This is a genomic window from Bartonella sp. AA9NXGY (assembly GCF_042196845.1).
Classification (GTDB): Bacteria; Pseudomonadota; Alphaproteobacteria; order Rhizobiales; family Rhizobiaceae; genus Bartonella.
Map to the genome: position 1 here is coordinate 12,650 of NZ_JBHIRB010000007.1, position 25,305 is coordinate 37,954.

15 protein-coding genes are annotated in these 25,305 nt (G+C 35.9%); 14 read left to right on the forward strand and 1 reads right to left on the reverse strand.

The window, feature by feature from the left end; all coding sequences use genetic code 11:
* Position 1: 1 nt before the first annotated feature.
* From nuoL to ACFIM6_RS04860, 12 genes are all read left to right on the forward strand, one after another.
* On the forward strand, positions 2 to 1,966 hold the full coding sequence (nuoL, locus tag ACFIM6_RS04805; protein WP_375611951.1) for an NADH-quinone oxidoreductase subunit L: 1,965 nt from the start codon (positions 2 to 4) through the stop codon (positions 1,964 to 1,966).
* The gene (locus ACFIM6_RS04810) at positions 1,966 to 3,435 is read left to right on the forward strand and encodes an NADH-quinone oxidoreductase subunit M (RefSeq protein ID WP_375611952.1); all 1,470 of its coding nucleotides are present in this window, start codon (positions 1,966 to 1,968) and stop codon (positions 3,433 to 3,435) included. The genes nuoL and ACFIM6_RS04810 overlap by 1 nt, the downstream gene beginning before the upstream one ends.
* Before the next feature lie 17 nt (positions 3,436 to 3,452).
* On the forward strand, positions 3,453 to 4,907 hold the full coding sequence (gene nuoN, locus ACFIM6_RS04815) for an NADH-quinone oxidoreductase subunit NuoN (protein ID WP_375611881.1): 1,455 nt from the start codon (positions 3,453 to 3,455) through the stop codon (positions 4,905 to 4,907).
* Positions 4,908 to 4,912: 5 nt separating this feature from the next.
* On the forward strand, positions 4,913 to 5,716 hold the full coding sequence (locus tag ACFIM6_RS04820) for a biotin--[acetyl-CoA-carboxylase] ligase (RefSeq protein ID WP_375611882.1): 804 nt from the start codon (positions 4,913 to 4,915) through the stop codon (positions 5,714 to 5,716).
* A 45-nt stretch (positions 5,717 to 5,761) separates the two neighbouring features.
* Positions 5,762 to 7,438 carry a ribonuclease J gene (locus tag ACFIM6_RS04825; protein ID WP_375611883.1) on the forward strand — a complete coding sequence of 559 codons (1,677 nt, stop codon included), beginning with the start codon at positions 5,762 to 5,764 and terminating at the stop codon, positions 7,436 to 7,438.
* Positions 7,439 to 7,641: 203 nt separating this feature from the next.
* Positions 7,642 to 8,967: a proline--tRNA ligase gene (gene proS / locus ACFIM6_RS04830; RefSeq protein ID WP_375611884.1), complete on the forward strand. Its 1,326-nt coding sequence runs from the start codon at positions 7,642 to 7,644 to the stop codon at positions 8,965 to 8,967.
* Positions 8,968 to 8,978: 11 nt separating this feature from the next.
* On the forward strand, positions 8,979 to 10,247 hold the full coding sequence (locus ACFIM6_RS04835) for a lipoprotein-releasing ABC transporter permease subunit (protein WP_375611885.1): 1,269 nt from the start codon (positions 8,979 to 8,981) through the stop codon (positions 10,245 to 10,247).
* A complete protein-coding gene (locus ACFIM6_RS04840) occupies positions 10,247 to 10,927 on the forward strand; it encodes an ABC transporter ATP-binding protein (protein WP_375611886.1) in 681 nt (226 codons plus the stop codon). The genes ACFIM6_RS04835 and ACFIM6_RS04840 overlap by 1 nt, the downstream gene beginning before the upstream one ends.
* A gap of 65 nt (positions 10,928 to 10,992) precedes the next feature.
* Positions 10,993 to 11,280 carry a succinate dehydrogenase assembly factor 2 gene (locus tag ACFIM6_RS04845; RefSeq protein WP_375611887.1) on the forward strand — a complete coding sequence of 96 codons (288 nt, stop codon included), beginning with the start codon at positions 10,993 to 10,995 and terminating at the stop codon, positions 11,278 to 11,280.
* 5 nt (positions 11,281 to 11,285) lie between these two features.
* Entirely contained in the window at positions 11,286 to 14,774 is a 3,489-nt protein-coding gene (gene mfd, locus ACFIM6_RS04850; protein ID WP_375611888.1) for a transcription-repair coupling factor, read from the forward strand.
* Between the two features lie 242 nt (positions 14,775 to 15,016).
* On the forward strand, positions 15,017 to 15,856 hold the full coding sequence (locus ACFIM6_RS04855) for a hypothetical protein (RefSeq protein WP_375611889.1): 840 nt from the start codon (positions 15,017 to 15,019) through the stop codon (positions 15,854 to 15,856).
* Positions 15,857 to 17,384: 1,528 nt separating this feature from the next.
* Positions 17,385 to 17,996 carry an invasion associated locus B family protein gene (locus ACFIM6_RS04860; protein WP_273791265.1) on the forward strand — a complete coding sequence of 204 codons (612 nt, stop codon included), beginning with the start codon at positions 17,385 to 17,387 and terminating at the stop codon, positions 17,994 to 17,996.
* Positions 17,997 to 18,085: 89 nt separating this feature from the next.
* On the opposite strand, the gene ACFIM6_RS04865 is transcribed toward ACFIM6_RS04860, so the two are convergent.
* Positions 18,086 to 20,716 carry a ribonuclease E/G gene (locus ACFIM6_RS04865; protein ID WP_375611890.1) on the reverse strand — a complete coding sequence of 877 codons (2,631 nt, stop codon included), beginning with the start codon at positions 20,714 to 20,716 and terminating at the stop codon, positions 18,086 to 18,088.
* A gap of 587 nt (positions 20,717 to 21,303) precedes the next feature.
* Between ACFIM6_RS04865 and ACFIM6_RS04870 the strand changes: the two genes are divergently transcribed.
* Both ACFIM6_RS04870 and ACFIM6_RS04875 read left to right on the forward strand, forming a co-directional pair.
* Complete coding sequence (locus tag ACFIM6_RS04870; protein WP_375611891.1) at positions 21,304 to 22,533, forward strand: N-acetylmuramoyl-L-alanine amidase; 1,230 nt, start codon at positions 21,304 to 21,306, stop codon at positions 22,531 to 22,533.
* A gap of 168 nt (positions 22,534 to 22,701) precedes the next feature.
* On the forward strand, positions 22,702 to 25,167 hold the full coding sequence (locus ACFIM6_RS04875) for a penicillin-binding protein 1A (RefSeq protein ID WP_375611892.1): 2,466 nt from the start codon (positions 22,702 to 22,704) through the stop codon (positions 25,165 to 25,167).
* Positions 25,168 to 25,305: the final 138 nt, after the last annotated feature.

A 25,305-nucleotide genomic window follows, 5' to 3' on the forward strand; every position in this document is an offset into this window, starting at 1 on the left:
GATGTATTATACGATTGTCTTTCTTCCGCTTTTGGGTTTTTTAATTGCTGCACTAGGTGGAAAAACGATAGGAGATCGTGCGAGTGAATTGATAACATGTAGCTTTATGGTTGTTGTTGCCATATTATCGTGGATAGCATTTTTCAGTACTGCACTTGGTCATATTCCAGCGATTGATGTATTGGTATTACATTGGATGACTGTTGGTGACTTAAGCTTTAATTGGGCTTTACATGTTGATGCATTAACAGCTGTCATGCTTATTGTTGTGAATAGTGTTTCGGCATTAGTGCATATTTATTCAATTGGTTATATGCACCATGACCCTTCAAGGTCTCGTTTTTTTTCTTATCTTTCTTTGTTTACATTTATGATGCTTATGTTGGTCACATCCAATAATTTGATTCAGATGTTTTTTGGATGGGAAGGTGTCGGACTTGCTTCTTATTTACTCATTGGTTTTTGGTTTCAGCGCGATTCTGCTAATAAGGCCGCAATGAAAGCTTTTGTAGTTAACCGTGTTGGAGACTTTGGTTTTCTCTTAGGAATCTTTAGTATTTTTGTTTTGTTCCAATCGGTTGATTTTGCCTCTATTTTTGCAAAAGCTGCCGACAAGAGCTTTATACAAAATATGACATTTTTAGATTGGCAATTTGATGGGCAGACGGCAATTACCATTACATGTCTTTTATTATTTATTGGTGCGATGGGAAAATCCGCACAATTTCTTTTACATACTTGGCTGCCTGATGCAATGGAAGGGCCAACCCCTGTATCAGCGCTTATTCATGCCGCTACAATGGTAACGGCTGGTGTTTTTATGATTGCGCGTATGTCGCCAATTTTTGAACTTTCTTCAACTGCTTTGACCGTGATTATTATTGTTGGTGCAACAACAGCGTTTTTTGCAGCAACTGTGGGGTTGGTGCAGAATGATATTAAGCGTGTTATTGCTTATTCTACATGCTCTCAACTTGGTTATATGTTTGTGGCATTAGGTGTTGGAGCTTATGGCGCTGCTGTCTTTCATCTTTTTACGCATGCTTTTTTTAAAGCCTTATTGTTTCTTGGTGCAGGTTCTGTGATTCATTCTGTGTCTGATGAACAAGATATGCGAAAAATGGGTGGGTTACGCAAACATATAAAGGTCACCTATTGGATGATGATGGTCGGGACCATTGCCTTGACCGGTGTTGGAATTCCAGGAACACTTTTCGGGACTGCAGGTTTTTTCTCAAAAGATGCGATTATAGAGTCTGCTTTTGCATCTCATAATATTGCTTCAGGATATGCTTTTTATCTTCTTGTTTTTGCTGCCTTTTTAACAAGTTTCTATTCATGGCGACTTATCTTTATGACATTCCATGGTAAACCACGGGCAACAGTTGATGTGATGCATCATGTTCATGAATCGCCTCCAGTTATGTTGATTCCACTCTTTCTTTTATCTATTGGAGCAATATTTTCTGGTGTCGTTTTCCAACCTTACTTTTTTGGTGACTTGTATAATGCTTTTTGGAAGGGAGCATTATTTACAAGCAGCCATAATCATATTCTTCATGATGCTCACCATGTTTTTAATTGGGTAAAATGGTCGCCTTTTATAGCAATGATTCTTGGGTTTATGTTGGCTTATTTATTTTATATTGTGGCTCCCTCTCTTCCCAAGAAAATGGCGCGTATTATGCCAGGAGTGTATCACTTTCTTTACCAAAAGTGGTATTTCGATCAATTATATAACTTTTTATTTGTTCGTCCTACCTTTAGAATTGGTTCTTTTCTTTGGAAAGTGGGAGACGGTAAGATTATTGATGGTCTAGGTCCCAATGGTATTGCAGCGCGTGTTGTTGATATTACAAATAGAGTTGTTCGAATGCAAACAGGCTATCTTTACCACTATGCATTTGCAATGCTTATCGGCGTTGCATTGCTCATTACATGGATGATGATCGGGGGCGTAAACTAATGACCGATTGGCCTATTCTTTCTACGGTTACATTTTTGCCGCTTGTTGGTGTTCTTCTGATTTTGTTTATCAAAGATGATAGTGAAGTAGCACGCCATAATATACGTAATGTCGCATTTTTTACGACTCTATTTGTTTTTATTATTTCTTTAATTATTTGGATAGGATTTGATTCTAGCAACCAAAATTTTCAAATGGTTGAAAAATCCAGTTGGTTAGGGGGGGGTATTAGCTATCATATGGGGGTCGATGGTATTTCTATTCTTTTTGTTGTTCTCTCGGCTTTTCTTTTACCTTTCTGTATTTTAGCAAGTTGGGAGAATGTTAAAGAGAGATTAAAAGCCTATATGATTGCGTTTCTTCTTCTAGAAGTTGCGATTATTGGTGTTTTTTGTGCTCTTGATGCAATGCTATTCTATGTTTTTTTTGAAGGCAGCCTCATTCCAATGTTTATCATTATAGGTGTATGGGGAGGAGCACGTCGTGTTTATGCAAGTATAAAGTTTTTCTTATATACTTTACTTGGTTCAGTGCTTATGCTGGTTGCTCTTATGGTTATGTATTGGGAGGCTGGGACACTTGATATACCAACTTTACTCAATTATCAGTTTCCTGCTCATATGCAAATATGGCTATGGCTTGCATTTTTTGCTTCTTTCGCAGTTAAAATGCCAATGTGGCCAGTTCATACATGGCTCCCTGATGCTCACGTAGAAGCACCGACAGCGGGTTCTGTTATTTTAGCTGGTGTCTTACTTAAATTAGGTGGGTATGGTTTTCTTCGTTTTTCTTTGCCTATGTTTCCTATCGCTTCAGCAGATTTTGCGCCTTTTGTTTTCACATTATCGCTTATCGCTATTATTTATACATCACTGGTTGCACTTGTTCAAAGTGACATCAAAAAACTTATTGCATATTCCTCAATAGCGCATATGGGATATGTAACGATGGGTATTTTTGCTGCGAATGAACAGGGGATACAAGGGGCTATTTATCAGATGCTATCCCATGGAATTGTTTCAGCAGCATTGTTTCTTTGTGTTGGGGTTATCTATGATCGCTTGCATACACGTGAAATTTCAGCGTTTGGTGGTTTAGTGAATAATATGCCTAAATATGCTGTTGTTTTCTTAATTTTCACCATGGCAAATGTTGGTTTGCCTGGAAGCTCAGGATTTTTGGGTGAATTTTTAACCTTAATAGGTGTTTTTCAAGTAAATAAATTGGTTGTTGTTTTAGCAACAACAGGTGTTATCTTATCGGCAGCCTATGCCCTTTATCTTTATCGGCGTGTGGTTTTTGGTTCCTTGGATAAAGAGAATTTAAAAGTATTAATAGATCTTTCTTTAAGAGAAAAATTCCTCCTTTATCCATTGGTTATTCTTACAATATTCTTTGGTATCTATCCAACGCCTATTCTTAAGGCAACGGCGTTTTCCGTAGAAACCCTCATCAATAAACTGCACTAGATAAGGGAAGAATGCACATGCAAACTGAAATAATAGCGCAATTAGTCTTAATTCTTCCAGAGCTTTTAATTGCATTAGGAGCTGTCGTGCTGCTTATGATTGGTGTTTATTCCAATACACGTGCTTCTTTAACAGTGACAGGTTTAGCCATAGCAATTCTTGTGGCAACCATTATTATTCTTATAATTTTTCCGAAAAATGGTTCATTTCAAACCAATGCGCTCGTTATCGATTCCTTTAGTCGTTATATGAAAATTTTAATGCTTATTGGTGCACTCTTTTCTCTTATCATGTCTGTTGGTTTTGCCAATGCACAAAAGTTTAATATATTTGAGTTTCCAGTACTTGTTCTTTTAGCAACCCTTGGAATGATGTTTATGATTTCAGCGGGTAATATGCTGTCGCTTTATATGGGGTTAGAGCTGCAATCTTTAGCTTTATATGTTTTAGCAGCGATTAATCGTAATAATGTAAAATCTTCTGAAGCCGGTATAAAATACTTTGTTTTAGGAGCATTATCTTCAGGTTTGCTTCTTTATGGTATTTCTTTGCTTTATGGTTTTACCGGTCAAATTGGTTTTCACGAAATTGCTCTTGCTTTAAAAGGCAAAAATGTACAATTGGGGGTCATTTTTGGAATTGTCTTTATTTTAGCTGGTTTGGCTTTCAAAATTTCTGCTGTTCCGTTTCATATGTGGACACCTGATGTTTATGAAGGAGCGCCCACACCGATTACAGCATTTTTTGCTGGTGCCCCTAAAGTTGCTGCAATGGCTTTAATCATCCGTATTATTGTGGTGACCTTTATTCCCCTAGGGCGTGTTGATAACGTGATGCCTGCATGGCAACAAATTTTGGTGTTCATGGCGATTGCATCAATGATACTGGGTGCTTTTGCTGCAATCGGTCAGAATAATATTAAGCGCTTAATGGCTTATTCGTCGATCAGTCATATGGGTTATGCACTTGTTGGTTTATCTGCTGGAGATATGCTTGGGATAAAAAGCGTTATCCTTTATATGACTATTTATCTTGGAATGACGCTTGGTTCATTTGCCTTTATTCTTGGAATGCGCTCTCAGAATGGAAATGTTGAAAATATTTATGATCTTTCAGGGTTAGCAAAGACGAATCCGTTTATGGCTGTTGTGATGACAATACAGCTTTTTTCTTTAGCAAGCATACCTCCTATGGCTGGTTTTTTTGGAAAGTGGTATACATTTTCTGCTGCTGTCCACGCTGGACTTACGCTACTTGCTGTCGTTGGGATGATAGCGTCTGTAGTTGGGGCTTTTTACTATTTGCGAATCATTAAAATTATGTGGTTTGATGATGCAAAAGCGCATTTTGTTGCTTTATCGAAAGAGCTTCAATTTTGTCTTGGTCTTTCTGTATTCTTTATTTTATTTTACGCGCTTTTTGGAGTTTGGTTCGCTGAGCTAGCAGAAAAAGCAGCAACAGCATTGTTTTAACGAATATGGTTTATACTTTATCAGATTTTGCACAAAAACAGGGATACACTGTTGAAGCGTACGATAGTGTTGATTCAACAAATCTCATTGCGCAACGAAAAGCGCAAACTGGTCATCAAGGTAATCTTTGGATTGTTGCACAAGAACAATCACAGGGAAGAGCAAGAAGAGGGAGGACTTGGTCTAGTCCAAAAGGGAACCTTTATTCTAGTCTTTTATTAATTGATGATATTGTTCATCAAACTGCGGCTCAACTTGGTTTTGTTGCTGGAGTAAGTGTGGCAGAGGCAATAAAACAATTGATAAAAGAGGAAAAGCAGACAAACAATATTGTGAGCTTAAAATGGCCAAACGATATTTTGCTCAGAGGAGAAAAAAGCTCTGGAGTTTTGCTTGAGATTTTAAAATTGTCATCACAACAATATGCCTTGGTTATTGGGATTGGAATAAATGTGAAATATAATTATGAAGATGCGCCCTATTCCACTTCAAGCTTAAAGAATATCGGGTTGCGTATTGATGCAGAACAATTATTTACGGTTTTGACGGAGTGTTTTTCTAAAAATTACCTTCTTTGGAAACAACCAAAAGGATGTGAAATAATCCGAAAAAAATGGCTTTTATATTCCGCTCATCTTGGGAAACATGTCAAAGTGGTGAATGATGAAAAAGTCATTGAGGGTATTTTTGATGGTCTTGATAGTGATTTTAACTGCATCATAAAGCGAAAAGACGGTCAGACAGCCATTATAACAGCTGGGGATGTTCATTTTGGTTTGGCTGATTCTGTTAATGCAGGCCGTTATTGAAAAATTATTTTATCATCAGATACCTTAATGATTTGGGAGATGTTTATGGTTGCAGCCAATAGATGTGAATTTGTTTTTTTACCTCTGGGAGGTGTAGGTGAAATAGGGATGAATTTAGCTGCTTACGGATTTGGTCCCCAATATCTTCGTGAATGGCTGCTGGTTGATATGGGGATTAGTTTTGCTGGTTCTGAATTACCAGGTGTCGATCTTGTTTTGCCTGATATTCGTTTTCTAGAAAGTGAAAAACACAATATACGGGGTCTTGTTTTAACACATGCACATGAAGATCATTATGGGGCCGTTCTTGATTTATGTCCAAAGTTACAAGTGCCGATTTACTGTACGCCTTTTACGGCAGGATTATTGGAAACTAAAAAACAATTAGATTTTGAATCTCAAAAAATTTTACTCAATATTTTTCAAGCTGGTGATTGTTTTCAGGTAGGTTCCTTTGCTGTAGAGGCTATAGCCGTTAACCATTCAATACCAGAATCTGTATCTTTAGCAATTACAACCTCTTTGGGGACTGTGATTCATACTGGTGATTGGAAAATTGATCATACCCCTTCACTCGGGGCTGTAACCGATGAAAAAAGATTTCGTGCTTTAGGCAAAAAAGGTGTTTTAGCATTACTTTGTGATTCCACAAATGCATGTCGGGATGGTATCTCTCCTTCAGAACAGCAAGTTCAAGCCAGTCTTTCAGAGATTATTTCTAAAGCTGAAGGGCGCGTTGCGATAGCAACTTTTTCTTCTAATATTGGTCGGATACGTTCTATTGCTCTTGCAGCTGAAGCTGCTGGACGTAAGGTGCTTGTCATTGGGCGTTCCCTTAAGCGAAGTATTATGGTTGCACAAGAGCTTGGTTATATGAATGGTTTAGCACCATTTGTAACGGAAGATGATTATGGCTACATCTCGCGAAAAGATCTTGTTTTAATTGTCACAGGGAGCCAAGGTGAGCCATGTGCTGCTTTGGCTAAACTGTCACGTGATGGAATGAAAAATATTGCACTTTCCGCTGGTGATACCGTTATTTATTCATCACGAAGTATTCCAGGAAACGAAAAAGCGATTATTGAGGTACAAAATCGTTTCATTGATTTGGGTATTAAAATTATTACGAATGAAGATGCACTTGTTCATGTTTCAGGTCATCCCCGTCGTTCAGAACTTTTACAGATGTATGATTGGATAAAGCCACAAATACTTGTCCCTGTACATGGGGAAGCAATGCATCTTAAGGCTCAGGCAACTTTAGCACGTCAAGCGGGTATTAAAACTGTTATGGATATCAGAAATGGCTATATGTTACGTCTTGCACCAGAGCCTGTAGAAGTTATTGATCAAGTTCCTGTTGGCCGCATCTATAAGGATGGTTGCTTAATTGGAGATGAAGATGAATTAGGGATTCGTGAACGCCGTAAACTAAGTTATGCTGGTCATGTTACTATTTCTCTCCATATAAATAGTAAGCATGAATTATTAGGGGATATAGGTCTAACAACATTCGGGTTACCTGAAAGTAATGGAAAGGGGGAAAGTTTAAAAGATATTCTTTTAGATATCGTAGAAAATACAGTTTATAATACCCCACGCATGAAACAGAAAAATAATGAACTTATTCGAGAGGCAACACGACGTGCAGTAAGAGCGGCTGTTCATGAAATTTGGCAAAAAAAACCTATCTGTACAGTTTTTTTACATCGGTCAAAATAAAAGAACTTTCCTATTACGTTATTTAAAAAGAGAAGAGCATTTTTATTTTATTGCTAAATAAGAAAAATAGAGAATAAAGCACAATAAATTTTTAAATGATAAGATCGTTATATTTGCAAGTATTCAGGATGCGGCTATAGATGAATAGAGGGTGTGATAAATTGTTCCGATATGATAGATCTGATTAGGAGTTAATTATTTCAATGCGTCTTTCTCAATATTTCCTTCCACTTTTAAAAGAGAATCCTAAAGAAGCAGAAATTGTTTCTCATCGCTTCATGTTGCGCGCTGGAATGATTCGACAACAAACATCAGGGATTTATTCTTGGCTTCCTTTGGGAAAAAAAGTGCTTGATAAAGTTTGTAAAATTATTCGTGAAGAGCAAGAACGTGCGGGTGCAATAGAAATATTGATGCCTACAATTCAGTCTGCTGATCTTTGGCGTGAAAGCGGTCGTTATGATGATTATGGTTTGGAAATGCTCCGCATTAAAGATCGTCAAAAGCGTGATTTACTTTATGGTCCAACCAATGAAGAGATGGTAACAGATATTTTTCGCTCTTATGTTCGTTCTTATAAAGATCTTCCGCTTAATTTATACCATATTCAATGGAAATTTCGTGATGAAATTCGTCCACGTTTTGGTGTGATGCGAGCACGAGAATTTTTAATGAAAGATGCTTATTCTTTTGATCTTGATTATGAAGGCTCTGAAACATCTTATAATCGTATGTTTGTTGCTTATTTACGCACTTTTTCTCGCCTTGGCTTAAAAGCAATTCCTATGCGTGCAGATACAGGTCCAATAGGGGGGGAACTCAGTCATGAATTTATCATTTTGGCTGAAACAGGAGAGAGTGCTATCTTCTGTGATAAACAATTTCTTGAACTTACCATTCCTGATAGTTCAATCGATTTTAGTGATAAAGCTGTTTTAGATGATATTGTTAAGCAATGGACATCTTTTTATGCAGCAACGGAAGAAATGCATAATGAAGAGGAGTGGGCTAAAGTTTCTGATCATAATCGTCTTTCAGCGCGTGGTATTGAAGTAGGGCATATTTTCCACTTTGGTACTAAATATTCTGCTCCAATGGGAGCAAAAGTTATGGGACAAGATGGAAAAGAGCATGTGGTCTCTATGGGATCTTATGGTATTGGGCCTTCGCGTCTTGTTGCGGCCGCTATTGAGGCTTCTCATGATGAAAATGGTATTATTTGGCCAAAGTCGATGGCACCGTTTGATTTTGGGATTATCAATATGAAGCCCGATGATGAAAAATGCACACAGGCATGTGAGTTTCTCTATCAGGGATTAAAGAAGGTTGGTTTTGATCCGTTATTAGATGATAGAAATGAACGCCCTGGATCAAAATTTGCAACAATGGATTTGATTGGTTTGCCAACGCAAATCATTGTTGGTCCTAACAGCATTGCACAAAATGAAGTTGAAATTAAAGATCGAAAAACAGGAATAAAAAAATCTCTAAAGGTTGAAGATGTGCTCAGCCAACTTTCTATAATTTAATAGGAAATATTATGAAGAGGCTGAAAAACAAATGCTTTTCATCTTATGAGTGGATGATCGCTTTTCGTTATATGATTCCCAATAAAAAACATGTCGTTGCATCTGTTATTTCAATTATTTCTCTTATTGGGATTATGTTGGGCGTATTTGCTCTGGTTGTTGTTATGGCGGTGATGAATGGCTTTCGTACAGAACTTCTCAATCGTATTCTTGGTATGAATGGGCATCTTATTATTCAAACAGTTGATTCTGGTTTTGCTGATTATAAGACTCTTATTTCTTCTTTAGAAACTACAAATGGCGTGAAGTTTGCTTTGCCTGTTATTGAAGGTCAAGCACTTGTTCAAGGTGAAGTTCAAGGTGGCTCTGGCGCGTTAGTTCGTGGTATGCGCAAACAAGATCTAGAAAAGCTTAAAACAGTCTCTCAAAACATTAAATTAGGATCGATTTCTCGGTTTGATCAAGAAGAAGGTGTTGCAATTGGAAGTGGCTTAGCAGAAAAATTAGGATTAACAGTTGGAAGAGATATTCGTATCATTACTCCAGATGGTGATGAGACTCCTTTTGGCGTTACGCCACGAGTGAAAGCTTATAAAGTCGTTGCTATTTTTGAAGTTGGTATGTCTGAATATGATTCAATATTTGTCTTTATGCCTCTTCATGAAGCACAAATGTTTTTTAATTTAGGCGATAAGGTTCAGTCTTTAGAGTTATTTTTAAATGATCCTGATGCAGTTGATCAAATAAAACCCGTTGTAGAAAAAGCAGTTGATCAACAGGTTTATTTAATTGATTGGCGTACACGTAATCAGGCTTTTTTTTCAGCTTTACAGATTGAACGAAATGTTATGTTTTTCATTCTTTCTCTGATCGTTCTTGTTGCTGCTTTAAATATTATTTCAGGACTGATTATGCTTGTAAAAGATAAAAGTCATGATATTGCAATTTTACGCACGATGGGTGCTCAACAAAGTGCGATTTTGCGTATATTTATCATTACAGGAATGATGATTGGTTTTATTGGAACGATATTGGGCTTAATTTTAGGTGTTATCGCGACCGCGAATATTAATCATATCCAAGATTTTATATCTTGGTTATTTAATGTCGACGTTTTTAATCCTCAACTTTATTTTTTAACAAAATTGCCTGCACAAATTGAGTGGAAACAGACCATCTTGGTTGCTATGATGGCTTTATTCTTGTCATTTCTTGCTGCTCTCATTCCGGCATGGCGTGCTGCTAAGCTAGATCCCGTACAAGCTTTGAGGTATGAATAATGACAGCTATTTTAGAGCTTGTAGAGATTGAAAGACGCTTTTTCGAGGGTCATAAGCCGCTCATTGTTTTAGATAAAGCGAATTTTACTCTTAATCGTGGAGAGCTTGTTGCACTTGTTGCACCATCTGGTGCTGGAAAATCAACACTTCTTCATATTGCTGGATTATTAGAAAAACCAACCGCTGGTGATGTGATGTTACGAGGTGTTTCTTGTGCAAAGCGCTCTGATAGTGAGCGAACAGCTATAAGACGAAATGATATTGGTTTTGTTTATCAATTTCATCATTTACTTCCAGAGTTTACGGCGTTAGAAAATGTCATGATACCGCAAATGATAGCAGGATTAAAAAAATCCATAGCAGAAGATCGTGCACGCAAATTATTGACGTATCTGCGTATTTCTCATCGTGCGAACCATCGTCCCTCAGAGTTATCGGGAGGAGAACAACAACGTGTTGCTATTGCACGTGCAGTAGCAAATGGCCCTTCGGTTCTTTTGGCTGATGAACCTACAGGAAATCTTGATCCAGTAACTTCAGCTTATGTCTTTCAAGCTTTATCTATCCTTGTTCGTCAGTCTGGTCTTTCTGCTCTTATTGCAACACATAATTACGCTTTAGCTAAGCAAATGCATCGTCGAATTACACTTAAAGAACAAAAGATTATAGAACTTCCTTAAAGCAAGGTAAAAATTTTATACGACTAATTGAATAGTTTATATTACTTTATTAAAGGAGATTTTTTATGACAGTTTTTGTCGTTGACAAAAATCAATTAGATGCTCGTCGTCGTCGATTGATTTTTCGTGCATGGCATCGCGGTATTCGTGAAATGGATCTCATTTTTGGACATTATGTCGATGCTCATATTACTGGGATGAATGATAAAACGCTCTCTGAGCTTGAGTATATTATGTCTTTTGATGATCGTGATTTACTCACATGGATTACTGGAGAAATTTTGCCCCCCTCTGAAGTTGATAGTCCACTTTTCCGTGATATTGCCAATTATCGTACTTGCTTAAGTTATTAATCCCGATGCCTATATTTAAAAAAATTGTTATTCCCAAAAATAATTCTGTTCGTATGATTTTAGATGGCGTTACTGATGGATTTGAAGCCTTTGCGCTTGCTAAATTAAGTTCAGAAATTGCACAAGGTAAACCGCTCCTCTATGTTGTCCGTGACGGAACAAAAATTGCGCATTTACAACAAGTTTTAAATTTTATTGAACCCAATTTACCCGTACTTCAATTTCCTGCATGGGATTGTTTGCCTTATGATCGCGTATCACCAGGAATTGCTGTTATGGCACGTCGACTATCAACATTGGCACACATAGCAAATTTACGGAAAGATCCATATTCTGCAATTATATTAACAACAGCAAATGCAATTATGCAAAAGTTGCCTCCTCGTGAAATGATAGAAGCTCAGCTTATTCACGCACGTGTTGGCCAGCGCAATAACATGGGAAATCTTATTCAATTTCTAGAAACCAATGGTTTTGAACGCGTTACGGTTGTCCGTGATATTGGTGAGTTTGCTGTAAGAGGAGGAATACTTGATATCTTTTCTCCGATGGATGTTGAACCTTTACGCCTTGATTTTTTTGGAGATACCCTAGAAAGTATCCGCGTATTTGATCCAGAAAGTCAAAGGACAACAGGCCAAAAAACTGAACTTTTATTACAGGCAATGAGTGAGGTTGCTCTTACACCAGAACGTATCAGTCGTTTTAAAAGCAATTATACCCGTACATTTGGTGTATCACAAAAAAATAACATGCTTTATGAAGCAATTTCTCAAGGTCGGCGTTTTGCCGGTATGGAACATTGGCTTCCATTTTTTTATGAAAACCTTGATAGCTTTTTTGATCATTGTGGCAATTTACCGATAGTTTTTGAGCATCTCATAGAAGAAGTTTTCATTGAGCGCTATCGTCTTATTGAAGACTATTATAATGCGCGCAAAGAGCGCGAAAGTGATGAAAAAAATTCTACTTCTTATCATCCAATAGATCCTAGTCTTTTTTATTTAACGCCAGAGCGTGTTTTGGAAGGTGTGCAACAATCTTCACAGCGTATTGATTTTTCTCCTTTTAATGTTCCACAAAGTTTGGAACAAACTGTTATTCACACAAATGTTAAACAAGGATATGATTTTGTAAAAGAGCGTAATGCGCAGGAAAAAAATGTTTTTTCAAGTGTTATTGATCATATCGCATCTTTACGCGCTGCTGGTAAAAAAGTGCTTTTAGCGTGTTGGAGTGAAGGATCTCTCAATCGTTTGTTACAAGTTCTCGATGAGCATGGATTGAAAAAAATAGATGTTGCAAAATCTTTGCAAACAGTCAAAGCAACACCTCGAGATCGCATATTAGCAGCTGTTATCATGATAGAACATGGTTTTGTGGCTGAAGATTTGGCTATTATAGCAGAGCAAGATATCCTTGGCGATCGTTTTATAAGATCGCCAAAGCGGCGTAAGAATAATACAAATTTTATTTCTGAAATTTCTGCTTTAAATTCTGGTGATATTATTGTGCATATCGACCACGGTATTGGCCAATTTGTTGGTCTTAAAACCATCAGAACCACTGGAATTTTACGAGACTGCCTTGAAATTAGATATGCTGGAGGTGATTTACTCTTTTTACCTGTTGAAAATATTGAGCTTCTCTCACGTTATGGCTCAGAAGGAACAGAGGTAACTTTAGATAAATTAGGAGGTGTTGCTTGGCAAGCACGTAAAGCTCGGCTAAAAAAACATTTATTGGAAATGGCAGGGCAATTAATCCGTATAGCTGCAGAGCGTATGACTCGTGCTGCGCCTGCTTTACTTCCACCAATTGGACCATTTGATGAGTTTGTTGCTTGCTTTCCCTATGAAGAAACGGAAGATCAAATGAATGCAATTGATGCTGTTTTGGACGATCTAGCCTCAGGCAAGCCGATGGATCGCTTGATATGCGGTGATGTTGGTTTTGGAAAAACTGAAGTAGCCATTCGAAGTGCTTTTGTTGCAGCATTAAATGGATATCAGGTTGCTGTTGTTGTACCGACAACTTTGCTTTCACGTCAACATTACAAAACATTTATTTCGCGTTTTCAAGGATTACCGGTTAAAATTGGACATGCTTCGAGGCTTGTAAAAGCGAAAGAACTTGCACGAGTAAAAAAAGGTGTTTCAGATGGTACAATCGATATTGTCATTGGAACCCATGCATTATTAAGTGATGCAGTTAATTTTTTACGGTTAGGTCTTCTTATCATTGATGAGGAACAGCATTTTGGTGTCAAACACAAAGAGCGTTTAAAAGAGCTTAAAAGTGATATTCATGTTCTCACACTTTCAGCAACTCCCATACCACGCACTTTAGGGTTAGCTTTATCGGGTGTACGTGAACTTTCATTGATAACAACCCCCCCCATTGATAGAATGGCGGTTCGTACTTTTATTTCACCCTTTGATGCACTTGTTATACGAGAGACCCTGCTTCGAGAATATTATCGTGGTGGACAAAGTTTCTATGTTTGTCCTCGTATTTCTGATCTGGCTTTTGTAGAAGAATATCTCAAAACACATGTGCCAGAACTGAAATTCGTTGTGGCTCATGGACAAATGCCGGCTGGACAACTTGATGATATCATGAATGCATTTTATGATGGACAATATGATGTGCTGCTCTCAACAACCATTATTGAATCAGGTCTTGATATTCCAACAGCCAATACCCTAATTGTGCATCGTGCTGAGATGTTTGGTCTTTCTGCCCTTTATCAGTTACGTGGTAGGGTAGGACGTTCAAAACAACGTGCGTATGCTCTCTTTACATTTCCTGCTGGTAAAGTTTTAACAATTGCTGCTGATCGCCGTCTTAAAGTGTTACAATCTCTTGACACCTTAGGGGCCGGTTTTCAATTGGCAAGCCATGACATGGATATCCGCGGTTCAGGCAATTTTTTAGGTGAAGAGCAATCGGGGCATATCAAAGAAGTTGGATTTGAACTCTATCAAAAAATGCTTGAAGAAGCTGTTGCTGAATTAAAAGATGGAGAGCTAAATGAAGATAAGCAATGGTCACCTCAAATTTCTCTTGGTACAACAGTGATGATACCAGAAAGTTTCGTGCCTGACTTATCATTACGTATGGGACTTTATCGTCGTTTAACAGAACTTGATGGTTTAGAACAAATTGATGAATTTGCAGCGGAGTTAATTGATCGCTTTGGTCCTTTGCCCCTTGAGGTTCAACATCTTCTTAAAGTCTTTCATATTAAAACATTGTGTCGAAAAGCACATGTAGAAAAATTAGATGTTGGACCAAAGGGGATTGTCATACAGTTTCGTAATAACTATTTCGCAAATAGTGTTGCTCTTGTTCAGTGGGTGGGAAAACAAGGTACAATGGCAAAAATTCGACCAGATCAAAGTATTGCTCTTATTCGTGATTGGTCCTCAGCGGATGAAAGGCTTGTTGGAGCAGCGAATATTATGACACAGCTTGTCGAAATGGCAGAATAACATTCTGTTTAAAAAATTTCTTTATTGTTTCAGAACTGTTACTCATTTTTATAAAATCATTCTGAATAAAATTTAAGTTTATAATAAAGAACCTTTTATATATTTATTTGGTTTTTATTATATACGTATTGATATAATGAAGAAAATAGATTAGACAGTTTAACTGCAATAAATAGCACTTTTAATATAATAAGCTAATAAGCTCCTGTAAATTTTTTAGAAAGAATTTAGGTAAAGATAGCATGCTTTCTTCATTACAAAAGTGTCTAACTATCGTTTTTTTGTTACTCACTTTAATATATGGCGTAAAAAACGCTTATGCTGAGTTATCTTCTGATGAACAATACCAACATTTAAAAAACAAAAGAAAGAATATTAAAGAGAGCATACAATTTATTGAAGAAAGTATATCTCATTTGGATATTTGGGAAAAAAATATTTCTAAAGCAGAATACTATGAGCGTTTACAGGAACGGAATAAGTTATATAAAAAACTGAAAACTCTGAAGGATGAATATTATAATCTTGGTTCGAAATTACAGGATCTAGCTGAAAAAAAACAAAAAATTATCTCTAGAATACATATAGCGAGAGAGTATGAAGTAGGGGAGTATGAAGAAAAGTTGATTAAAGCAAAAGATTATTTAAAAAAAACTCAAACGTTTAATGAATGGGGAATGAATGAGAAAAGTGGAGGTGATGATGAGATAATGAAAAATTATCTCATATTTATTATTGCTTGCAATACGTTAGCGGATATATTGCAAAGTGATATAGGTGCTATTTTGCGCAAAGATTTTGATTGGAAAGATAAAGATTTTAGTTGGGCTAAAGGCGCAAATAATTCAATAAGTCCTAGTTTAGTCAGGGATATTAAAGAATTATTAACAGATGGCTCTTATAGTTATGAAAAACAAATATTTGACGATATAAAAAATAGTCTTACAGAAGATAATTGGTTTGTAAAAAGTGTACCTAAGCTTTGTAATACCATTAAAGAAGTACATAATATAATGCTTCCAAACAAGAAAAAGAATATTATAGATCGTATACGTTTTCATGTTGAAGAATTATTCAATTAAAAATTTACTCATATAAATACAGAGAAATTAAGATTATATACTAAATAATAGTTAAAATATATTTTAATTTTTTGTTTTTAATTATTATTTATAATAAAGTAATTTTATGCACATAAGATATTATCTATTGTTCTTATCATATAAGATTTAATATATATATTAAATAATAAAATCATATATCTTTTTTATGTTTTCTTTTTATGCATAATTTTTTGTGCTTGTAGTTTTTTATTTTTATCTGTTTAATTATTTTAATGACGATACATCTCATATCATAAATCTTGTTTCATTAATATGATAAGAGAGATATTTTATAGCTCTAAGTTGTGTTATATAGAGAAACAAAATGATATTTTAATTCATTTTTTTCTTAAAACTTAAATCATTAACGATTTATATCTTTGATATTGTGAAAGATGAAAAGAATTTATCATTTTAGTAGATTCTTTTATTTAAGAAATAACTTAAAAGAAATTGATAAAAGCTATATTTTTTATTCACGTTATAAAACTGAGAGATGATATTTGTACAGAAGTGCAATAATAGATGTTTAATATATGAGCATAAATTTATTATGGCTTTAGGCACGTGAGATGATTCATAGGGAGGGTTTCCTTTGTTCAGTAGTTTATCTATAAAACTAACTCCGCTTGTGATGTACAAGTGGATAAATTTTATTGATTCAACATAAGAGAGGTTTGCGCTATTAGGATCTTTCATACAATATAGAAATAGAAAAAAGATAAATTATTATTATAAATTAATATGTTATTATATTTTAAGAAAGTTTTTTATAAATAAAATATTTTCAGCAGTTATAGATTTTCTCTCTAAGAAAATGTGTTGTTTAATTAAGAAAAAAGCACTTCTTTAGTAGCGTATTTTTAAACTAAACTGTTTAGTTAAACGCTATGGAATATAAAATTTTTATTACAAAAGCGTATCACTATTATTTTGTAAACAAGGGCAGAAAATTGTTCATTAGCAAAAAGCTCTCTTACAATTATGCAGAAATTTTAGACAATCAGTGGTTTTAATTCATTAAATGTTTCAATAATATCGTAGATGATTTTGTTTTTGTGTATCACACAAGGAAAACAGTAAAATTTATCTGATATTTTAGAGCTTCATGCATTGCAACACCTGTTGCAAAGGTTCTATAAGCTTAACATGAAGAGTAATAAATGTAAAAATTTTAATTAGTAAGTTTTTTAGAGTAGTATCAGAGTTTATTTTAATTAATATTGCAATATTGATTCGTTTGTGTAATCTTAGTTTAAATGCACAGAGGTGTTTTATGGATAGATTGCATCAAATACCAATGTGATGAAGAGGGGAAATGATATGAGTGTATAAAAATTAGAATGGCTCGTCGTATTTTTTCTCTAAATTTGACTTTTTTTTTTATATTGAAGTAAAAATAGTAAAATTAATTGTTATTTCATTATAATTTAATAAATTAAGTTGGAATTATATTTAATATTTTTTTTAAGTTACTTAAGAGCGCGTTGAAAGGATTAACTTAATCATGTCGCATAAAAATGTTTATTCTGCTGTTTCAGTATTAGTTGGAGCCGCTGCCCTTTTTCTTATAGCTGGTATTTCTGCAAATGCGCAAACTTTATCACAAGGTTGGTACAAAGTTTGCAGTAAGCAGCATGATGTTGATATTTGTAATACAATGAATACTGTATTATCGAATACGGGACAACCTTTAACGGCTTTTAATCTTGTTGAAATAAAAGGGAAGCAAAATGAGAAACGTATAGGTATTCAAGTGCCTACAGGTCGTTTTTTGCCAGAAGGTGTTCACATTAAAATTGGTGACGAGTTCTCTAAAAAAATTCCTTATATTATTTGTAATGGACCAAGTTGTATTGCTAATGATGTCTTAGATGATAAGCTTATAGCAGCTATGAAAAGTGGTACAAAAATGGTTGTAACCACAGTTAATTTCCGTGGTTCAGCTAATCCTATTGAATTTTCTCTTAATGGGTTTACAGCAGCCTATACCGGTCCTGGTATGGAGGAAAAAGATTTCCAACAAGAACAAATAAAGCTGCAGCAAGCTATTCAATCAAAGCAAAAAGAAATTGAAGAGCGTATGCGGGCTGAGCAAGAAAAAGCGAAACAAAAGTAATAAAACCACACCATAAAAGTTGGTCAAAACGTTTTCTATAATTGTTTATTTGAACCGCCACAGTTTTCTGTGGCGGTTTTTTTTAATCCTTAATTTTTCGAAAGAATTCTGCGTTTCCACCAACCAATACGTTCAGTTTTGGAAGAATCATTAGGCGTTGATGAAATAACAACGGGTTGATTAATTGTTTCTTCAATTTGGGAAGGAGAGGTTTCGATAACTTTCTCCATCTCGATTACAGTTTCTTGCTCTAATATTTTTTGTATTTGCGTTGTCTCTTTAGAAGATGATTTTTTACGTGTTCCACGTGTTGATTTTTTACTCTTTTCAAGAGCTTTATCTTCTACCTCATGAATAGCTTTGTCTGCTTTTTTTGTTTTAGTTTTACGCACCGGACTGGTTGTAGGTTTTTTTTCAAGAGATTTTTGTTCTGCAATATTTTGATCATTCTCTAAAGAAAGTTGATTTTCTACTACTTTTGAAGAACGTGTTTTACGTTTTTTAGGTTTAATACTTGTATCATTTTTTTCAGATTCACTCTGTTGTTGTATATCTAGAGTTTGTGTATTATTTTTTGTTTCTTCAAGTTCAAAAGATTTAGCAGGTGAAACACGACGTTTGCGATGCGCTGCTTTAATTTCTGCTAAAGCTTGCTTAGCAAAATCTCCCACTGGTTCTGCATAAGGAACGCGAATCTGATGAAAACTATTATCTTGATTGCGTCGACCACCACGACGTCCTCGACGACGTCCTCGACGATAAGAATCATCATTCAAGGTATCTTCTTTTTTATGAACGTTGGAGAGAGAATGATCAGTAATTTCACCGTGACGATTTTTGCGCCGACGCTTTTGATTTGTTTCAATGGGAGAAGGATTTTCAATAGATTCACTCTTTATGAAAACAGAATCTTCAATTTCTTGCTTATTGTCATCTTCCAATGAAGATTGAGAAATTCTCTCTGCTATTGAGCCTTTAGAAATAACAAGATGTTGTGTTCCAATACTATCATCTGCTTCAATACTAATATTAAGTTTAAAGCGAGCTTCTAAATTAACAAGAATATTGCGTTTATGATTTAATACATAAAGCGCTGTTGCTACGGGGGTGCGCACGATAATATTATGTTGCGAATTATGAAGAAGATATTCTTCAATTGAGCGCATGACATGTAACGCAATTGATGATTCAGAACGTATATTTCCTGTTCCTGCGCAATGTGGGCAGGGCTGTGTCGTACTTTCTAAAACCGATATGCGAATACGTTGACGACTCATTTCTAAAAGGCCGAAGTGTGAAATATGACCTACTTGAATACGAGCACGATCGTTTTTTAAACAATCTTTTAATTTTTTTTCGACCAGCTTCACATTGCGTTCTTCAAGCATATCAATAAAATCAATCACAATTAAACCAGCAAGGTCACGCAAGCGTAATTGACGCGCTACTTCTTCAGCAGCTTCAAGGTTAGTTTGTAAGGCTGTCTTTTCGACAGAGAATTCTTTCGTAGAGCGGCCAGAATTTACGTCAATAGCAACAAGTGCTTCTGTTTGATTAATAACAAGATAACCACCAGATTTTAAAGAAACCTGTGGTTGCAACATTTTATCAAGTTGAATTTCAATATTATTTCTTGCAAAAATGGGCGTAGGATCACGGTAAGGTTGCACAACTTTTGCATGACTTGGCATGAGCATACGCATAAAGTCTTTCGCTTCACGATATCCTTGGTCTCCAGAGACAAGAATTTCACTAATGTTCTTATTATAAAGATCTCGTATAGAACGCTTGATGAGATTGCTTTCTTCATGGACAAGGTATGGTGCCGTTGACTCGAGTGTCAAAGTGCGAATAGTATCCCATAACCGCATAAGATATTCATAATCACGTTTAATTTCAGCTTTTGTTCTATTGGCACCAGCGGTTCGTAAGATAACGCCCATACCTTTTGGAACGGCTAATTCTTTTACGATTTCTTTAAGACGCTTACGGTCTTGTACGTTCGTAATTTTTCGTGAAATACCACCACCACGTGCTGTGTTGGGCATTAGAACAGAGTAACGACCAGCTAGAGATAGATATGTTGTAAGGGCAGCACCTTTATTACCACGCTCTTCTTTGATAACTTGTACCAACAAAATTTGACGTCGTTTAATGACTTCTTGAATTTTATACTGGCGCCCTTGTTTTCTTTGATAAATTGGGAGCTCTTCACGGATGTCCTCAGCACCGACCATTTCAATTTCATCATAAGAGATATTGGCATTTAATGCTTCTTCTGTATTATCAATTATTATCGCTTCAGATGTGATATCATTTTCAATATCGGCTGCTATAACATTGTTTTTTTCACTTTTTTTTGTTCTTCTGGAGCGTTTTTTATTTTTAGTTGCTTCTTCCGTAAAGGTATCTACAGAATTTTCTCCTACAGCTTCTTTTTCTTCTTCTTCAAGAAGAGCAAGGCGATCAGCAATAGGAATTTGATAATAATCAGGATGAATTTCAGAAAATGTTAAAAAACCATGTCGGTTTCCACCATATTCAACAAAAGCCGCTTGGAGAGACGGTTCTACACGCGTAATACGTGCGAGATAAATATTCCCCTTGAGCTGTTTTCTATGTTCTGATTCAAAATCAAGTTCTTCAATTTTGTTGCCGTGAACAACAACAACACGTGTTTCCTCCGGATGGGAGGCATCTATAAGCATTTTGTTTGACATAAGTTAATATCCTGAAGGCGACATGCACAATTTTATTCAAACGAATGCCATAACTATTCGTAAACATAAAAGGCTGTCTGCCATAAAAGGGAGGTACCAGAAAAACAGGACGAAACACCACGTGCAAAGGCATGACTGCATTTACACCATTTCTCATCATTATTTCCATCTGTTTTTTATGACTCATATTTTCTTAAAAGTCTCCGGTAAAATAATCTTTAAAACAGTTCGGATATCCGAACCAACGAATCTTAAGTAATGCAATCCTAATGTTACAACATAGAAATTTTTCATCCATAAAAAAGTCTCAACGCATAATAGACAAAAAACTTCTAAAGACAACTTAATATGAGTTACAGATAATTTAGATGACTATTATCAGCTAGGAAGCATAAATATTCTTTTATGTTGATATCATGCGTTTGGCAAGTAACAATGTAAATCATGTATAATTATAATATCTTTATGACCTTAATTTCGTTTTGAGGTGTTTATTTAGCTTTTATTGAAAAATAGAGAATAAATTGGTGTATCGTTTTATGTAACCAAGATAAATTATTACAAAGGTAATGTAGAGTATTTTGCTTATGATAAGAGTTTTTTTTACCAAAAAGCTGAAAACAGCTTATGGGGATGTTATTGTGCTCGTCACATACTTTTTATTATCTTTTTTGCTACTCCAAACTAGTGTTCAAGCCGCAGATCCTCTGAGACTTATTAATTTTCGAACCATTGGTGATAGTATTCATACGCGTATTATTGCGGTTTTTAATTCAAAACCAAATATTCGTTTACAGATTTTGGACAGGCCCGCACGTTTGGTTATCAATTTACCTACAATTGACTTTTCGATGCAAAATACGCCTTTAAAGAAACGGAATACATTATCCGTTATGCTTTCAGATGTGCGTTATGCTTTCTCTGACATACAGACTTCACGCATTATTTTGACAAGTAAAACGGCTTTTGTGGTTGAAAAAAATGTCGTAAAAAAATTAAATAATGGTTTATGGCAGTTGCTGATTGATATTCGTAAAAGTACACAAGAAAAATTTGATGAGATATTAAAAAAACAGCAAAGAAGCAATTTTGATACAAAAACACAGTTAATGCCAGCATATAATTTCCGTGTTGTTCTTGATCCTGGTCATGGTGGTATTGATGGTGGTGCACGGGGTGTTACTGGAATTTTAGAAAAAGATGTGACTTTAGACTTTGCGCGTGCATTGCGAGACGAATTACAAAAGGATTCTCATATTACCGTTGCTTTAACACGAGATTCCAATATTTTTTTAAGACTAAGTGAAAGAGTTAAAAAAGCGCAAGAGTTTGATGCTGATCTTTTTATATCTATTCACGCAGATACGATTGATCTACATTCTCTTCGCGGTGCCACAGTGTATACCATATCAGATAAAGCCTCTGATGCCATTGCAAAATCTTTAGCTGAAAATGAAAATAAAGTTGATTTGCTTGATGGTTTGCCTGCAGATGAAACGCTCGAAGTTACAGATATTTTGATGGATCTTACACGACGTGAAACACATACATTTTCGGTTAATTTTGCAAATAGTGTTATTTCAAGTTTATCAAAGAATCATATTAACTTGATTAATAACCCACATCGGTATGCTAATTTTCAAGTTTTAAGAGCTTCAGATATACCCTCAGTCTTGATAGAGATAGGTTATTTATCCAATAAAGAGGATGAAAAGTTATTAAATGATCCTCATTGGAGAAAACAAATGGCAGCCTCTATTGCTCATTCTATTCGTCAATTTGCTGATTATAGGCAGAAAATGATACAGCCTCTTTAAATTTATGAGAAAATAGAGTATCAATATGGGCTTCTAGTGTACCCTAGTATAAATAAAAGATAGAAAACAATTTCTCTTGATCTCAATCTTGTGGTGATATCCACTTGGTGTGTTTGAAGTAACGTATTTTTTCTTTAATTAATTCTTAAGAAAGCGATAGCCGTTTTTATGATGATTTTTTTAAGATATCTTCTTCGTTTTTTTATTGCTATTGGACTTTATGGTGCAATAACGTGGGGTGTTATGACCAGTGGTCAAGCAAATGCACTCCCTGATTATGAAGTTCTTTCACTTTATGAGCCGCCGGTAATGACCCGTGTCCATGCTTCTGATGGCCGTCTTATGGCAGAGTTTGCAACAAAACATCGCCTCTATTTACCGATTCAATCAATACCAAAGCTTGTTATAAATGCTTTCATTTCGGCTGAAGACAAAAACTTTTATCATCATTTTGGTTTAGATCCTGAAGGACTTTCTCGAGCTTTGATCAATAATATTCGTAATATTGGTTCTGGAAGACGTCCAGAGGGTGCATCAACTATAACGCAACAAGTCGCTAAAAACTTCCTTTTAAGTTCAGAAACAACGTTAGAACGTAAATTTAAGGAAGCTATTTTAGCAATGCGTATTGAGAAAACTTATTCAAAAGATCATATTCTCGAACTTTATCTCAATGAAATTTATCTGGGTCGTGGCACTTATGGTATAGCAGCTGCTTCTTTGACTTATTTCAATAAATCCGTCAATGACCTGACGCTAGAACAATGTGCTTATTTGGCTGCTCTTCCAAAAGGACCAGCAAATTATGATCCATTTAAGAATACACAACGTGCTATTGATCGGCGTAATTGGGTTATAGACCGGATGATTGCAAATGGATATGTAACGCGTGAACAAGGTGAAAAAGCGAAAGCTAAACCTTTAGGAGCGACAATCCGTGGGAGTGATAGCTATGTTTTTGCAGCTGATTATTTTACTGAAGAAGTACGGCGTCGTTTAATACATCGCTATGGGGCTAAAACACTTTATGAAGGTGGGCTTTCCATTCGTACAACGCTTGATCCGCATTTACAACTTATTGCGCGACGTGCTTTGCACGATGGATTAATTAGATTTGATCATGCGCAAGGATGGCGTGGAGCTTATGCGCATATTGATGAGAAAGGTGATTGGGGGGCAGAACTTGCAGATATCATAGGGCTAAGTGATGTTCCTGAATGGCGTTTAGCTGTTGTTCTTTCTACTAATCCCAACAAAGTAGAGATTGGTTTACAGCCACAGCGCGAAGCTTCAGGTATATTATCAAAAAAACGGGAAATTGCTGTTTTATCTGAAGCTAATTCAAAATGGGCACTCCATGTTGTAAAAGAAAATGGTTATCGAAAAACTGTTCAGAATTTATCTCATGTTCTGCAAGTTGGGGATGTCATTTTTGTTGAAAAACTATCCAATACAAACAACACTTATCGTTTACAACAAATTCCAAAGGTTGAAGGTGCAATTGTTGCTATGGAACCTCATACAGGGCGCGTTCTTGCTATGGTGGGAGGATTTTCTTTTGCCGCATCTGAATTCAATCGTGCAACCCAAGCTTACCGCCAACCGGGGTCTGCTTTTAAGCCTTTTGTTTATGCAGCAGCTCTTGATAACGGATATACACCAGCATCCGTTGTTTTAGATGGCCCCATTGAAGTTCGTCAATATAATGGTGAAATTTGGCAACCCAAAAATTATGGTGGTACCTTTGCAGGACCTTCAACGTTGCGTTACGGTATTGAGCATTCTCGTAATCTTATGACAATACGGCTTGCCAATGATATGGGAATGCCTCTTGTCGCTGAATATGCAGAACGCTTTGGGGTGGTAGATAAATTGCAGCCTTATCTTCCCATGGCTTTAGGGGCTGGTGAAACAACAGTATTACGGATGGTTACAGCTTATTCCGTTATTGCCAATGGCGGACGCTCTATTAAACCTTCTCTGATAGACAGAATTCAAGATCGTTATGGGAAGACAATTTATCGTCATGATGATCGTATTTGCGAAAATTGTAATACGAATTCATGGAATAATCAAAGTGAGCCCACATTGATTGATGAGCGAGATCAAGTTCTTGACCCTATGACGGCTTATCAAATTACCTCGATGATGGAAGGGGTTGTTCAGCGTGGTACTGCGGCACGTTTACGTTATCTTAATCGACATATTGCCGCTAAAACAGGAACAACCAATGACTCTAAGGATGTCTGGTTTATGGGATTTACTCCTGACATTGTCGTTGGTATTTTTGTCGGTTATGATCAACCAGCTTCGTTAGGATATAATGGAACAGGAAGTTCATTAGCTGCACCTATTTTTGGTGATTTTATGGCAGATGCTCTTAAAGGGAAGCCAGATGTTCCCTTTAAGATGCCAAAAGGTATGATTTTAATGCCAATTAATCGGAAAACAGGAATGCTTGCCGAAAGAGGAGATCAAGATGTCATTATAGAAGCATTTAAACCAGGGACTGGTCCTGCTGATATATATCAAGTTATTGGGAGTACAAATTCTTTTCAAGAAGGTGTTCCTGCAGTAACGACTTCTCCACAAGTCAACAAAGCACTTGAAAGTGGGACAGGTGGGCTGTATTAATCGACAAAATCTCCTTTTGCCATGAGTCATGGTTTTTATCTTTTTTTTACAATGTCGGTTCTATAAATAGAGTGATAGAATTGTACCATTTTCTGATAGCAGCTATTAAATTTGTATAAAATGCTAAGAGACACAACC